Source organism: Flavobacterium sp. (genome assembly GCF_035299245.1).
Taxonomy (GTDB): Bacteria; Bacteroidota; Bacteroidia; order Flavobacteriales; family Flavobacteriaceae; genus Flavobacterium.
Genome location: NZ_DATGWY010000004.1, coordinates 88,932 through 103,973 on the forward strand (window position 1 = coordinate 88,932; position 15,042 = coordinate 103,973).

General features: G+C 34.3%; 9 protein-coding genes. 7 read left to right on the forward strand and 2 right to left on the reverse strand.

What is annotated here, in order from left to right; genetic code table 11:
- Positions 1–54 precede the first annotated feature (54 nt).
- From VK161_RS02055 to VK161_RS02065, 3 genes are all read left to right on the forward strand, one after another.
- A complete protein-coding gene (locus VK161_RS02055) occupies positions 55–1,662 on the forward strand; it encodes a S8 family peptidase (protein WP_324213089.1) in 1,608 nt (535 codons plus the stop codon).
- 50 nt (positions 1,663–1,712) lie between these two features.
- Entirely contained in the window at positions 1,713–3,590 is a 1,878-nt protein-coding gene (locus tag VK161_RS02060; RefSeq protein ID WP_324213090.1) for a M1 family metallopeptidase, read from the forward strand.
- A 298-nt stretch (positions 3,591–3,888) separates the two neighbouring features.
- Entirely contained in the window at positions 3,889–5,388 is a 1,500-nt protein-coding gene (locus tag VK161_RS02065) for a T9SS type A sorting domain-containing protein (RefSeq protein ID WP_324213091.1), read from the forward strand.
- A 122-nt stretch (positions 5,389–5,510) separates the two neighbouring features.
- Here the strand turns inward: VK161_RS02065 and VK161_RS02070 are convergent, their stop codons facing one another.
- Positions 5,511–6,116: a peroxiredoxin family protein gene (locus tag VK161_RS02070; RefSeq protein ID WP_324213092.1), complete on the reverse strand. Its 606-nt coding sequence runs from the start codon at positions 6,114–6,116 to the stop codon at positions 5,511–5,513.
- Positions 6,117–6,177: 61 nt separating this feature from the next.
- Positions 6,178–6,876, reverse strand: coding sequence for a S24 family peptidase (locus VK161_RS02075; RefSeq protein WP_324213093.1), 699 nt, complete (start codon positions 6,874–6,876; stop codon positions 6,178–6,180).
- Between the two features lie 379 nt (positions 6,877–7,255).
- Between VK161_RS02075 and VK161_RS02080 the strand changes: the two genes are divergently transcribed.
- The 4 genes from VK161_RS02080 to VK161_RS02095 all read left to right on the forward strand — a co-directional run bounded on the left by VK161_RS02080 (position 7,256) and on the right by VK161_RS02095 (position 14,851).
- Positions 7,256–11,140 carry a hypothetical protein gene (locus VK161_RS02080; protein WP_324213094.1) on the forward strand — a complete coding sequence of 1,295 codons (3,885 nt, stop codon included), beginning with the start codon at positions 7,256–7,258 and terminating at the stop codon, positions 11,138–11,140.
- Between the two features lie 64 nt (positions 11,141–11,204).
- Positions 11,205–13,829, forward strand: coding sequence for a hypothetical protein (locus VK161_RS02085; RefSeq protein ID WP_324213095.1), 2,625 nt, complete (start codon positions 11,205–11,207; stop codon positions 13,827–13,829).
- A gap of 4 nt (positions 13,830–13,833) precedes the next feature.
- A complete protein-coding gene (locus tag VK161_RS02090; RefSeq protein ID WP_324213096.1) occupies positions 13,834–14,130 on the forward strand; it encodes a hypothetical protein in 297 nt (98 codons plus the stop codon).
- Positions 14,131–14,341: 211 nt separating this feature from the next.
- Positions 14,342–14,851, forward strand: coding sequence for a hypothetical protein (locus VK161_RS02095; RefSeq protein WP_324213097.1), 510 nt, complete (start codon positions 14,342–14,344; stop codon positions 14,849–14,851).
- The last annotated feature ends 191 nt before the right edge of the window (positions 14,852–15,042 follow it).

Sequence of the window (15,042 nt, forward strand, 5' to 3'; positions counted from 1 at the left end):
CAACTATAAAAATCGGTTAAACTTACTATTTTTGGGGACTTAATTAAAATGAAAATGAGACTAGTAAAACCTTTTTTAGTGACTTCAATTGTTGCGGCATTAACCCTAAGTTGTAGCCCAAAAATAGCTCCAATTGTAAGCACAAACCCTGTAAACATTGACCAAACTCTTTTAAAAACCACTCCTATCAAGGAAGAAGACTTGAACCGATGGAGTCATTTAGATATCGTTAAAGATACCATTCCTGGAATGAGTGTTGACAAAGCGTATGCCGAATTTTTAAAAGGAAAAAAAGGAACTAAAATAATTGTTGGTGTTATTGATTCTGGAATTGACATTGATCACGAAGATTTAAAAGGTAAAATCTGGACCAACAAAAAAGAAATTGCTGGCAACAAAAAAGACGATGATAACAACGGTTATGTGGATGATATTCACGGATGGAATTTCCTTGGTGATGCCGAAAATGAAAACTTAGAGTTGACTCGTATTGTTAAAAAAGGCGATGTAAATTCTCCTGATTATGCTGCAGCTAAAGCGGAATTGGAAGAAAATTTAGCGCAAATGAATCAACAAAAACCACAGGTTGACATGATTGCTAAAGCTGAGAAAAACGTTCGCACCTATCTGAAAAAAGAAAAATATACTTTGGCTGACATCAAAAGTATCACTACAACTGATACCGAATTATCACAAAGTAAAGCCATCATGACTCAGATTGCAACTCAAGCTGGCGAAAACTTTCAAGAAGAAATTAATAGTTACATCAATTACATTTACGATCAATTGAATTACAATTTAAATGTGAATTTTGATGGTAGAGCTGCGGTTGGTGATAATCCGAACGACATCAACGACAAAAAATACGGAAACGGAAATGTAAAAGGTCCTGATTTTCTAAAAGGCGAGCACGGAACTCACGTTTCGGGTATTATTGCGCAAAACAGAGGAAACAAAAAAGGCGGCGATGGAGTTGTGGCAAACAATGTTGAAATCATGGCCATTCGCGCAGTTCCAAACGGTGATGAATACGATAAAGACATTGCATTGGCCATTCGCTATGCGGTTGATAATGGCGCCAAAGTCATCAACGGTAGTTTTGGAAAAGATTATTCGCCAAATAAAGAATGGGTTTTTGATGCTATCAAATACGCTGCAAGCAAAGACGTTTTGTTTGTTCATGCCGCTGGAAATGATGGTAAAAACATCGACATTGCTCCTAATTTTCCGAATGATTCTAAAGACAAAATCACTGAAATATCAGACAATGTTCTAACAATTGGAGCTTTAAACAACCAATGTGGTGTCAAGTTAGTTGCTCCTTTTTCAAACTTCGGAAAAGTTAATGTAGATGTTTTTGCGCCTGGAATGCAAATATATGCTACTGTTCCCAACAATAAATACAAAATGGAGCAAGGTACGTCTATGGCGAGTCCAAACGTAGCTGGTGTTGCCGCTTTGATTCGTTCGTACTATCCCAACTTAACCGCTTCAGAAGTAAAACACATCATTATGGATTCGGGAACGGCTATTCCTTATGAAGTGATTGTTGGCGAAGAAAAAACCAAAATGCCGTTCTCAGAAACTTGTGTTTCAGGTAAAATTGTCAATGCTTACAACGCCTTGATTATGGCTGAAAAACTCTCAAAAAGTAAAAAATAATCCGTTTAAAAGAAGGACTTAATGGTCCTTTTTTTATTTAATTTACTATCATGAAAAAATCGCTTTTCTACTTTTCACTTTTGGTTTGCATCCCAGTGATGGCACAAAATTCAACCTATTGGCAACAACATGTTGATTATAAAATGGAGGTTTTTATGGATGTGAAAACCTATCAATATACTGGGAAACAAGAGTTAGTGTACACCAACAATTCGAATGATACGTTGTACAAAGTGTACTATCATTTGTTCAATAATGCTTTCCAACCCGGAAGCGAAATGGACATGCGTTTGCAATCCATCAAAGATCCTGATGGACGCATGTTTACCAAATTGAAAGAGAGCGACGAAAAAAAACAAAGTAGAATCGCCAATTTAAACCCCGACGAAATAGGTTTTTTACATGTTTCCAATTTCAAACAAGACGGCGTTTCGGCCATTGCTAGAGAAATAGAAACCATCTTGGAAGTTTCGTTGGCTCAGCCTATTTTACCCGGAAAATCAACCACTTTCACACTTGATTTTCAAGGTCAAGTTCCGGTTCAAATTCGCCGTTCGGGAAGAAATAACAAAGAAGGCATTGCGCTTTCGATGAGTCAGTGGTATCCAAAAATGGCCGAATTTGATTTTGAAGGCTGGCATGCAGACGCTTATATTTCGAGAGAATTTCACGGAGTTTGGGGCAATTTTGACGTAAAAATCACTATTGATAAAGAATATGTTTTGGGCGGAACTGGCTATTTGCAAAACGGAAATGAAATTGGCTACAACTACCAAGACGAAGGTGTAAAAGTGAAAATTCCTCGCAAGCAAAAAACTTTAACTTGGCATTTCAAAGCGCCAATGGTACACGATTTTACTTGGGCTGCCGATAAAGACTACATTCATGATATTGCTCAAGTTCCTAACGGAGCCAAACTGCATTTTTTATATAAAAACAAAGCAGAAATTAAAGAAAACTGGAAAAAAGCTCAACAAAAAACGGTCGAACTGATGCAGTTTTACAACTCGTTTGTGGGGAAATATCCTTATGAACAATATTCGGTAATTCAAGGTGGTGATGGCGGAATGGAATACGCTATGTGTACACTGATTTTGGGTGAAGGAAGTTTCGATGGTTTGGTTGGTGTTATTGCTCACGAAATGGGACATTCGTGGTTTCAGCACATTTTGGCCAGCAACGAAAGCAAACACGGTTGGATGGACGAAGGATTTACTACATTTATAGAAGATACGGCTTTGTATGAACTGTCGGACAAAAAAGGTCCAAACCCAATGATTGCATCGTACAAAGCGTATGTCAACATGGCTACTTCGGGCGATGAACAGCCGCTTACTACTCACGCTGATCGTTTTGACCGCAACAAACTGTACAGTACTGCATCCTATATCAAAGGAGAATTGTTTTTAACGCAATTGGAATACCTCATTGGAAGAGACAATCTACTAAAAACCATCAAACGTTTTTACAGCGATTTTAAATTCAAACATCCCACTCCCAACGATATTAAACGAACCGCAGAACGTGTTTCGGGCGCGCTTTTAGATTGGTATTTGGTAGATTGGACCCAAACTACCAACACCATCGATTATGCGATTAAAAACGTTGAAAGCGCTACTGATGATGTTCCGAGAACTGGAATTTCTTTGGAGCGAATTGGTCGAATGCCAATGCCAATTGATATTTTAGTTGAATATACCGATGGAAGCAAAGAAAGTTTCTACATTCCGCTTCGAATGATGAATTACGAGAAGAAAAATCCAACACCTTCTATAAAAAGAACAATTTTAAGCGATTGGGCTTGGGGTAATCCAAATTACTTTTTTGAAATTCCAAAATCAAAAACCACCATCAAAAAAATCACCATTGATCCGAGCGGTTTAATGGCGGATGTTAAAAGCGAAAATAATTCGTATGAGATTAAATAGTGTGATTAAGACGGTATAATTCTACTAATTATTTAGTTAAAAATTGTAAACTGCTATCAATCAATTCTAATAAATAGAATGGCATTTGGTTTTCAATATCTATAAAACAACTTTAGTACCAACTGAAATTTGAGTTTTTAAAATACTTTATTTCGACCATTATACATTAGAATTGCAGAAGCGAGGTTCAATCGAATAATTTTTTATATTTGTAGAAATTGCATTTTTATTGCTTTGATTATAAGATAATTATATTTTTCAAATAATTGATTTTGTCAAACTACTTTTTCCCTTTATTATGAGAATTAATACACTATCAAATTACATAAACACTTTAATTATTATTTTCATTCTGCATTCTAATTTTTCTTTGTCACAAACTGTTGCTTTAGATACTAATTTTGGAACTTTAGGAAAAGTAGAATTAAATTTAGGAAATACATTTGTTTTAAAAGATGTGAAAATAGCGCCCAATAACTACATCTATGTATTAGGCCAAATAACCGAAAACAATACCGTCAAAACTTTACTAATTAAATATACTCCAACAGGTACTTTGGATACTGCTTTTGGAGTAAATGGAATTTTAGAAACAACTTTTTCTCCTCTTACTAATTTTATACCTTCTGTTTTAAATTTAATAAATGATAAGGTTTTAGTTGCTGGCACTTTTTTAAATGCGCCAAATACTACTTTTTCTAGAGAACCTATGATCATTAGGTTAAATGATTTAGGTAGTATAGATAACACTTTTGGAGATAATGGTTATCTTATGATTAACGTTAACCCTAATCCAACATTCTATCGATATTTGTATGGTGAAAATATTTTTTCATTTAATAAATTTCAAAATAATGATATGCTTTTACAAATTCAATGCCATGGTGTTGTTGTAGGAGAAAGCACTCAAAGTAAAGCAGTTCTTATAAAAATGAATAGTGATGGTGGAATTATTACACCTTTTGGCGAAAACGGTGTTATGGAAATACAAACACCTTTATCAACCTACCTTTATGATGATGAAGTTCTATCAAATGACAACTTTACTTTTTTAGGTGTAACCAGTGGTTATGGGTTGTTCCTGTTGTATAATAATTCTGGGAATTATATGCAAAGTCATAATTTTCAAACCCAAGGCTTGTATAGTTTTCTAGATTCAGATAGCAATGTTTCAAATATATATGCAACAGGCTCCACAATCTCAACTAAGTATATTGTAAAATTCAATCAAACTCTAAATCATGATGCAAATTTTGGCACAAATGGCATTTTAAATGTGCCCTACGCTGGAAAAATTAAAGTCTCTCAAAACCGTTTTTTTAATGTTATTGGCACTGTAAATAACAATCATATGTTTAAAATAACTGATTATACATTAAATGGTTTTTTAAATACTAATTTTGGAGAAAATGGCGTTTTTGATATTAATTTTGGTACTAATACACATACTTTAAAGTCATTATTTAATGTTGATGATGATAAATTGTTATTAGTTGGTACCCATGGCGAAAATTTAGTCTTGACAAGGATAGTTTTCGAAGCATTAAGCAATGAAGAATTTGACGAATCTATTATTACTAAAGTATATCCAAATCCTATTCAAGACCAATTAAATATTGATTCGGAAAGTATAATTGAATCTGTCTCAATAGTTACTATTACTGGTCAAAAGTTAGAAGAATATCATTTTGAAAATAAAAGCATTCAGTTGAATTTAGAACATTTATCTGCGGGTATCTATTTTGTAAAAGTTAACTCAGGAGACAAAACCCAAACAGTAAAAATTATCAAAAATTAATTCTTTAGCATTTGTTACTTTAATGTAAATGTAGCTTGAAAAATAAAAAAGAACTACCGCAAATCTGAGCGGATGAATGGCGGATGTGCAAAGCGAAAATAATTCGTACGAGATTAAGTAATTCATTCACCAAGAATTGTCTCCAACGGCAAATGATCTGCAATAGTAGTTCCGTAATAGGCTTTAGTAACAATGCCGTTTTCATCGATTAAAAAATCAGCTGGAATTCGGCTCATTTGTCCGTCTCTCTTCAGATTTTTGCCTTTTACCAAAACTTTGCCTTCTTTCAGATTGCTTCTGGTTTTCTTATTGAACATCGAACCTACCATACGCCAAAACGACTTTTGAACGCCGTATTTTTTATACAAAACCAAATCAGGATCGCCCACTACAGGAAAAGGAACTTGGGTTTCGGTTAAATACTGTTGCAATGTTTGGTTATTAGACTCAAAAACAGCAATAAATTCATATCCTTTCGCCTTTATTGAATCGTGATTCTGGATGATTTCGTTCATTCTGAAATTACAAACCGGACAACTCGCATACCTAAAAAAAGCCAAAAACACCTTCTTGCCTTTATATTTTTCTAAGTTAATGGTATCACCTTTGGAATCAACGACAACAAAAGTGGGTGCTACTTGTCCTTCCTTTATTTTTTGAGAAAAACCAGAAAATGAATTTAGAATACACGTAGTTACTAGAATACATTTCAAAAAAAATTGCGCCATAATTTCTAAAGTATAGAAATGATAACGCAATTAATGGCAACGAATTATTGAATTGAATAAATTAATTCATTGCATTAATTCGAACACTGGCTTTTACCAAAGCCAATGCTTTGATTTTATTGAATTCGACATCCTTATCTTGATGGTGTTTATTCTGACTTACCAAACGTACACAACCTTCGTAATCCGATTTTTGAATGTATTTTACCGTAATGTATTCTTCTCCACTCATGTCCAAACTCAAAAGGTACATTTCGCCCCAAAAGATTTCGTTGTGAATGTCGGTTACTTCTTTGTAAAGAACAATGTCGCCACTTTTTAATAATGGATACATACTGTCTCCCGTTACATAAACAGCACCGTCACATTTAGGTAATCTCGGAATCGAAATATAATCCAAAGGCGTTTGATTTCCTTTTCCACTGAACAACGGAACCAAACCAGCAACTGCTTCAATATCGTACAACGGAATTTGCTGATTTTCTATAGAATTGTCGGTTTTGAGTTTAAAAGCCGCTACTTCTTTGTTAAGTAAAAATTCTTCATCGCTTTTAAACATATCGCCTTGACCAGTCAATAGCCAATTCGGATTAATATCGGTGTAGATAGACATAATGGTCTCCAAAACATTACTCCCGATACTCTTTCCTTCTTTAACGGCTTTAGAAATACTTCCTCTACTAGCGCCTAAACTGTTTTCAAAGGCATAATAACTGATGCCTTTCTTATCAATATACTGACCTACTCGTTCTGAAATCATGGTATTATTTTTTACAAAAATAGGAAAAAAATCTAAATAACAAGTACTGTATAAGATTTTTATATCATTTTATTATAAAAAGAAGAAAATAATCACTCTTTATTAATTGAAACCTTGCTCGTAATCAGTATGTTAAAACACTGATTCACAAATACTATTAAGATAATCAAAGGCAAAGAAAACAATCTCAGCGCATTAGAAAATAATAGAAAATAATCTTCGTGTTTATTTGTTTGTAAGATTTATTTCTTATATATTTGCATAATAATTAATTCGAAAGAGGAGTTTTAAACCCCGTTGTCCGGAAAACTAGTGGTTCAAAACTCGTTTTTAAGAAGATAATTACAAGAAAAAAATCTAATAATAAAAAATTGAAAAAATGAGTACAGAAATTAAAAACACGCTCTTTCGTTTTGTAACGATGCGAGCACCAGAGTTATCTAATGAAGAAGGTATAAAAAGTCGCTTTGTTTTTATGGATCCAAGGCTGCTTCCAACTGAAGTAAGAACTTTTGAAGATGCTGTCTTGAATAGACCCAATACCCAAACCAAATGGGAGGCAATGTCTGAAACAACTTTGTCATTTGTGCCCAAAAAAGAAACTGAATTAAAAGATTTCAGTCGAAAAATCTATGATTTTAGTGTTTGGGTTGCAAAAAACAAACGCAACTTTTCCTACCATGAATTGTTGCAAAAACTTCATGCATTAGCGGGTGAAAAAATCACACTTTCGCAGCTCAATCTTTTGTGGGACAACTTATTTTATCAAGTGATAACCAAAAAAGATTTTTATGCGAAAGAAACGATTATGCATCTTTTAATCGGAAATCACGTATTTCTTCATCAAACTGAAATTCAAAACAGTGAAGAGCTTGCTAAACAAATTCTTTTAGCCAAAGTCGTGCTTCCGAAGGAACTTTTTGTCGAAACTGATGGCACGTCAAACGGCTCAATTGCTCGAATAGCTCCTAAAGACTCAGGTGCTTCATCAAGTACATATCGAACAGCCCCAAGTGCTGAAATGATGAAACTAAGACAAACCCACGAAGAACGAATCAGAATCTCAGAGCTAAGCAAGTTGAAAAAAGAACTTCAAAAAGCAGAAAAAAAATTCAAAAAAGAAGCCAAAGAAGCATTCGATATTCAAGCACAAAGTCATCAAGAAACGATAAAAACCATCAACGATCAATACTTCGAAGATGTAAAAACCGCTAAAGAAACTTGGTGTGCATTACAAGACCCAAATTCAACTTACGACTCACAACATCCTTGCAATCAACCTGAAGAAGTTGAAAAACCTCAATTACCAACTTTTGTTTTTCAGTTTAGAAATGAAATGGATTTGTCTTTTCTTGAGAGTGAATTGACTCCTGAATCATTTAAATCGCTTTTGACGTTATTGGAAATCGAATTTTCATCTGGAGTAAATGGCAAAGCCGACCCAGAATCAATTGCTGATTTATCCGGAGATGGCTATTCCTATGCTCAAAGTTACTCGATAATCGATTCAGGAATTTCACAAAGCAATCAAACCATAGTAAACAATTTACCTTCACAAAATAATGTTGTGGCAAGCGTTGGTGGAGTTGTCGTTCCGGTTACCACAAGCTCAACGGCGTTGCCATTCAGTTTTCAGCTTTGCCCATCAAGAAATGCCGAAGGACTTATATTGTTTGATATTAAAATTGAAGTGCCAGACAGCACTTGGGAAGTTAAGGAGTCCGAAAGTTACCATCAAATGGCGGGAGTTAATTCAACTGCAACAAATGGTTTGTTTGTGGCATCCGAAATTGGCACGTCAATTTTACTTAAAACATCAGCAATTTATGACTTTGATGACAGTTTGACTGCAACTTCAATTGAAGGGAAAATCGAATTCACCAACGGAACAGAAGCTACATTCTCTGTCCCTAATTCTCCTTCCGCTTCTTTCTTTAAAAGCTGTTTCAATGGCGACTTGACGTTAAAACAAGACGATGATAATTCTGGAAGCAACAACGGTAGTGTTCCAACAACTAACTTTATTCCAACTGGCTTTGGTTTCAAACAAATTGGAATTGCCGACTATAAAAAAGTAGAGCAAACCACTCAAGGTTATGTGGAAGGCGATGTAGCGCACATCGAAAACGTTATGGCGCGTGAATACAAAGAAAAAGCCACTCGAAGATTGCGCAGAAGCGAAAACACAACCACTACTTCAAGTGAAAATGAAAGAGAAAAACTCACCGACACTACAAGCACCGATCGTTTTGAAATGCAAAGTGAAGTGGCAAAAGTGTTGCAAGAAGCTAATGATTTTGCTACAAATACTTATGCCAACTTTAATGGAGGTCAACCAGGAGCAGGAACTTATTCAATCGGTGGAAATGTTAACATGGCCACTCATTCATCCAGCGAAGAAAGTTCAATGAATGCTGTAAATCAAGCCAAAGAAATTACCGAAAGAGCGATGGATCGTATTGTTTCTAAAGTAAAAGAAGAGCGTATCGAAAAAATCATCGAAGAGTTTGAAGAAAACAACAAACACGGTTTTGACAACACCAAAGGCGACAAACACGTAGTAGGTGTTTACCGATGGGTGGACAAGGTGTTCAAAAACCAAGTCTTCAATTACGGCAAACGATTGATGTTTGAATTCATGGTTCCGCAGCCATCAAAATTACACATTCTTGGTATGACCGAAAACCAAATGGTAAAACAATTGGTTGAACCCGTTGATCCTAGAAAACATGTTGATCCTGTTGGGACTTTACCAGAAAACACTAAAAAACTTTCCGACTACAAGTCTGTAGATGAGAATACTGCTAAATATTGGGGAAGTGTATTCAATATTGAATTGAATCCTAAACCACAACAAACAATTTATATTGGAAAAGCGTTTTCAGGCTCAGGTAACGAAGCAAATGGAGGTGAATTTGAAGAAGTAATTGCAGGAGACATCAACTTGAAAATTCCTGAATTCTATAAAACAGTAACTGCAAGCGGTCTCATTTATGCGCCAGATGAACCTGCTGTAGGCTGGCATTTTCTGATCGGAGGGAAAAGAATGAACGAATTGGCAGGCCATCAAGAAATTTCAGCTTTTGAAGGTGAAATTCCTATTTCTTATTCATTAGTAGGATATCACGCGGTAAGTGGAACAGTAGAAGTTAAATGTGAATTAACTCCGACAGGTTTAGAAAAATGGCAACAAGAAACATTCAAAGCCATCATTGATGCCTACGAAGATGCTCTTGTTGAATACAACCAAAAATTAGCCGAAGAAAACGCTCTTGGAGTGAAAATCAAAGGCGAAAACCCGGGTTTCTACCGTCAAATTGAAAATACGGTTTTACGTAAAAACTGTATTTCATATATGATCAACCAAGATCCAAATGCGGCTCGAACTTATGGTAGAAGTATGTTTAAAGCATTAAATCAAGGTGTTATCCGAACTTTTGGTAATCACGAAGTAAACGTTTCTGCCGAATTAGACGACTACGCTGCATTTGCCAAATTCATGGAACAAGCGTTTGAGTGGGAAATCATGTCGTACAACTTCTATCCTTATTATTGGAGCGACAGAAAAGATTGGGCAGATTTGTACCAATACGACAACAACGATCCGTTGTTCCGAAACTTTATGCAAGCCGGTATGGCACGAGTAATTGTAACGGTTCGACCTGGATTTGAAGAAGCTGTTCGTTTCTACATGCAAACAGGAGAAATCTGGAATGGTGGTGAAGTTCCGGTAATCGACGATGAATTGTTCTTGTCTATTGTAGACGAACTTCAATCGCCAAAAGGCAAAAAAGAAGGAAAAGCATGGGCAACACGTCTACCAACAGCTTTGACCATCTTACAAGCCGACAGCATCGGATTAAGAGTAACCAAAGCCTTGCCTTTTGACGAAGACGCATTGCCTGAGTTTGAAAACCCAGAAGAAGTTCCGGTTTCAGAAGGATTGGAAATTAGTTATGACCTATTGGGAAGCAGTCAATTAGGACGAGTTGTAGGTAAAATTTTTGGCAACGAAAACAAAGAAGCCAAAATCGTAGTGAAGAATTATTTAGACGACACTCTTCGCGACCTTACCTATTGCGACGCCAACGGAAATTGGGAACTCAACAGTGTTCCGGTAGGAAAATACAAATTGGTACTCGATGCCAACAACGATTTCCCAACCACCGATTACGAAGTAACCGAAGGAAGCAAAGAAGTAACCGTAGAATTGGCTGCCAACCAAACGGCAGAAATCAACTTGACCATTCAACCGCTTACCTAAGCTTTTGTTTAACCTCAACCACAGCAAAGAATGACTTTGCTGTGGTTTTAAAAAAGAAAAAACAATGAGTAAAATAAAAGAATTAATCGAGTTTTTAAGACTCGATCGGAGGTATGACGAGGATAAAGAAAAAAATAAGGAAATAGACCAAACAAAAGTTAATATTGAGGGCATTTATAGCAATTTAAAGCGAACAGTAGAAAGAACTGAATTCGAAAAATTCAACTTATACGAACGCATTTTTAACATTTTAGACCAACATGAAGCCACACATTTTTATGTTTTGCCGCTTTCCAATAAAAATGTCTTTTACATCAAATTGCCACCTACAGCAGATGGATACAATTACTTGAACATTGAAACAAAAAAAAGTGAACCCGTTGAAGATGAAACACAACTTTTACCTATCGAAATTAATGAATCAACGTACCATTATTTTTATGACAAAGAACAAAGAGAGGTCGTGTTATCGTATGAAAACCTGAAAGATACAGCTGTATTCTATGACAGCATCTTTTTTGATCCTGAAAAAATGAATCTACAAACAGCAACTTATGAATACCAGTATTCAAAACCATTAAGCTCATATTATAAGTTTATTGATTCTGTGTTAACTCTACTAAAAAGAATAGTGTCTTTTCTAATTTTTAAAGATACCTCATTAAAAAATGTAGAGGTTGAAGTTAAAAAAAAGGGAACTATTTTTCTCATTCCGTCAATTTTTATAGCAGATCGAAAGAACTATTATGTTTATTATTATTACACCAGTAGTAGTAAAAAAATGTTTTATCAAATTAATGATGAAGACATTGCTATCAAGCTCAAATTCAAGGGTAAAGAACCTTTTTTATCCTATTTAAACGAGACTATTTTTACACAACAAAGCTTTGACTTTTCTGATGCATATAATAAACAACGACGAATTGATTTTATTACCAGTTTCAAGGAAGAAATAATCTTTCCTCTAGAACGTCAAATGTTAAATGGTTCAATTAGTGATTTCAGAGAAGCCATGATAACCCTTTTTTACTTAACGGATGATGTAGCCTTTACAATAAGTAATGAGTGTTTATGGAGACTTTTTGAACAAATTGTTGACAGAGACAATCTGGTTAACTCTTCCGCTTTGCCCGAAGAAAACCTTTTTATAAAACTACTCGACATAATTGCTAAGAAAGAAACCAATGAAAAACTTTTTCTTTATCGGTTACTTCAAATCAAAGATGATAAAATCACCTACTTAGAACTCCTTTTCAATGGACTTAACGGTGAAAACAACACTCATTTTGTAAACTTAGTTTACAGTATTTGGAAAAAAACCGATTACATTCAAATTGACCCTGATAAAAATAAATTAATTACAGAAAATAGCCCGCTTATGTTAGATTACAGATCTGATAAAACGTTAGGGTTTCATCATGATAATGCAGCAATCGAATGGAATCAAAAGACTAAAGCAATTGATGTAAAAGTCACTGTCGGAACTGGAGTGTTTAAAGAAACCAAACATTATGCAAGACATGGATATTATACAACAAATGATGAAATACAAGAGACATTAGAATATAACTACCACCCTTTTTCGCCTTTAGTGATTTTGAATGCAGATAATCCAAAATTTTTGATTAAAGATGACGAACAAGAAGGCGAGCAAATTCAGTTATTACCCGCTTTTGTTCTTTACGCACATGGTGAGAGTGCTTTTTGGAAAAATTGGTTAACCGCTGGCGAATATGCTGTTGATGTACTCACAACCATTTCGGGTGTAGGCAATATCCTTAAATTTGGAAGATTGTATAAAGTATTGCAAGCAGGAAACCGTTTAGCAGGAAAAACCCGAACCTTTACAAAAGTTGTAACAACAGTAAAAGGCGTTGCTGGAGTAGCCGAAATCTCTTCAGGCTCTGTAAATATTTTATTAAAACTAACCGGAGTAGCCGACACTGAACTAGGAAGAGAAATATCAAAATATTTATTTTATTTTGAAATGTTTGCACTTTCAGGAGAAGTTTCTATAGCTTTGTATACAAAAGTTCAAAAAAGCGCTGCCAAGATTTTAGCTAAAGAAAGGGTTTTAAGAGAAGCAGCTAAAAAAGAAGGCATTGAAGATGTAGATGATTTTATTAAGGAATTGAGGAGAGTTTCTAATTTTGATAATATTGCAAAAAACCTAGATTCTATAAGATTAACAAAATTAGAACTAGATGAATGGATTAAAATAATTAGAGAATTAGGTGGTGAAGTAAAATATTATACATCATCCAAAAAAATGATGAAATACTTTAAAGAGCAAAAATGTGGTGCTTGTTTTGATCCTTGGGAAGTACCGCCAATTGTTTGGATTAGAAAAGATGCTACAGCACTTGAAATGTTTCATGAATCAATGCACTTCGAAGATTTTTTAAGACGTGGAAAAGCTAATTATATTAGAGGAGAGGCAAGACAAATATTAAAAGTAGGCAAACAAACACAAATTCCTTTTAGAGACCAGTTAATAAGCACTTACATTAAAGAAAAGTATGTTTTGGATAAAATATTAGAAGAACAAGCCAATTGGATACAAAAGTACGGGAAAGGCAGGTTTACTGACCAAGAAATTGAATTTAGCAAAACGTATTTTAAAGAAGATGTTCTAGATAGATGTATTAAAAATGGAATAGACATAAATAATATAACCATTAAACCATAATAACATGACAATAGAAGAAAAAGAGAAATATCTTACGGAAAAAATTAAATTAATGTTAGATAACATTGATTATAAAATAACAAGTATAATGACGCATTTATCAAAAGATGCTTTGTTAAGAGATGGTAATCATAAAGATGTTTTTATTACGAGTTTTTTCGAACCTGTAATGTGTAGTAGTTTATCTGTATTATCGGATGCAGAAACTTTAAAACATCTATATGTTCGAACTGGTCCAATGAATTTTATTGATATAGAAGAGTTTTTTAAACCTTATGATGAGGAGGATGAAATAAGTTAGTAAATAAAAACCCTGGCTCCGAAAAGAGTGCTACAAAAAGCTCCGCAAATGTCTCCTGACTTTGCGGATTTTTTTTATTTTAGCTCAAAGTCAGGAGACTTTGCGCAGCTGGGTCCATTGCCAATTTATAAAGGATCGTCTTATAGTGTATCATTAGAAGATTTCAAAAAAGTATTTAACAAAAAAATTGTAACAATAAAATAATATAATCATGACAGAAAAAGAAAAAATAGTGAAAAATAACAATGGAGAAATACCAAATGGTAATTATGACATTGTAAGAATTAAGAATATACCAAATCCAGAACAAGAACTCAATATCTTTAAGCAAACAATTATTGCGTTTTTAGAAAATAAAAATTTAGACCCAGAAAATGAAAATTGGGAAAAATTATTACCCAAACCATTAGTTGAGTTTACCAACCAATTAAAAGAAGATGATTTTCATAAAGATGATTTAATTACCAGTATTCCCAACATAATTGATACCTTACAAGATGTAAAAGAATGGGAATGGTATAGTTCAAAAATAATTAAAAATGGTTTTGAGGTATTTATTACAGGTGATTTCCATGGAATATTTTTACCAATGATTCATCAACAAGGCATCCCTCATGCCAGTTTATTTATTGAAAGTGAAGGAATTGAGCATTCTACTCGAGCACTTACAGATGTTCTTTCTTACAGAAAATGGAATCCTAATACTTTAGAATTAAAGTAGTTTGTTTTATTCACCGCTACCGCGCGAATCCTTTCGCACCGCTACCGCGCGAATCCTTCGCGTGGCAATTAAAAAAGTCAGTTCTAGTTAAGAACTGACTTTTTGCTTTTAAAAACCTAATGCGCAAATTACAATCCACACCAAACAAAACCATAACACAAACGTTATGGTTTTTTTTATTTTACAAAAAG

Bases quoted from the DNA above. Each gene is read 5' to 3' on its own strand.
- VK161_RS02070 (WP_324213092.1), bottom strand. From the start codon at position 6,116: ATGGCGCAATTTTTTTTGAAATGTATTCTAGTAACTACGTGTATTCTA.
- VK161_RS02085 (WP_324213095.1), top strand. From the start codon at position 11,205: ATGAGTAAAATAAAAGAATTAATCGAGTTTTTAAGACTCGATCGGAGG.
- VK161_RS02095 (WP_324213097.1), top strand. From the start codon at position 14,342: ATGACAGAAAAAGAAAAAATAGTGAAAAATAACAATGGAGAAATACCA.
- VK161_RS02075 (WP_324213093.1), bottom strand. From the start codon at position 6,876: ATGATTTCAGAACGAGTAGGTCAGTATATTGATAAGAAAGGCATCAGT.
- VK161_RS02065 (WP_324213091.1), top strand. From the start codon at position 3,889: ATGAGAATTAATACACTATCAAATTACATAAACACTTTAATTATTATT.
- VK161_RS02060 (WP_324213090.1), top strand. From the start codon at position 1,713: ATGAAAAAATCGCTTTTCTACTTTTCACTTTTGGTTTGCATCCCAGTG.
- VK161_RS02090 (WP_324213096.1), top strand. From the start codon at position 13,834: ATGACAATAGAAGAAAAAGAGAAATATCTTACGGAAAAAATTAAATTA.
- VK161_RS02055 (WP_324213089.1), top strand. From the start codon at position 55: ATGAGACTAGTAAAACCTTTTTTAGTGACTTCAATTGTTGCGGCATTA.
- VK161_RS02080 (WP_324213094.1), top strand. From the start codon at position 7,256: ATGAGTACAGAAATTAAAAACACGCTCTTTCGTTTTGTAACGATGCGA.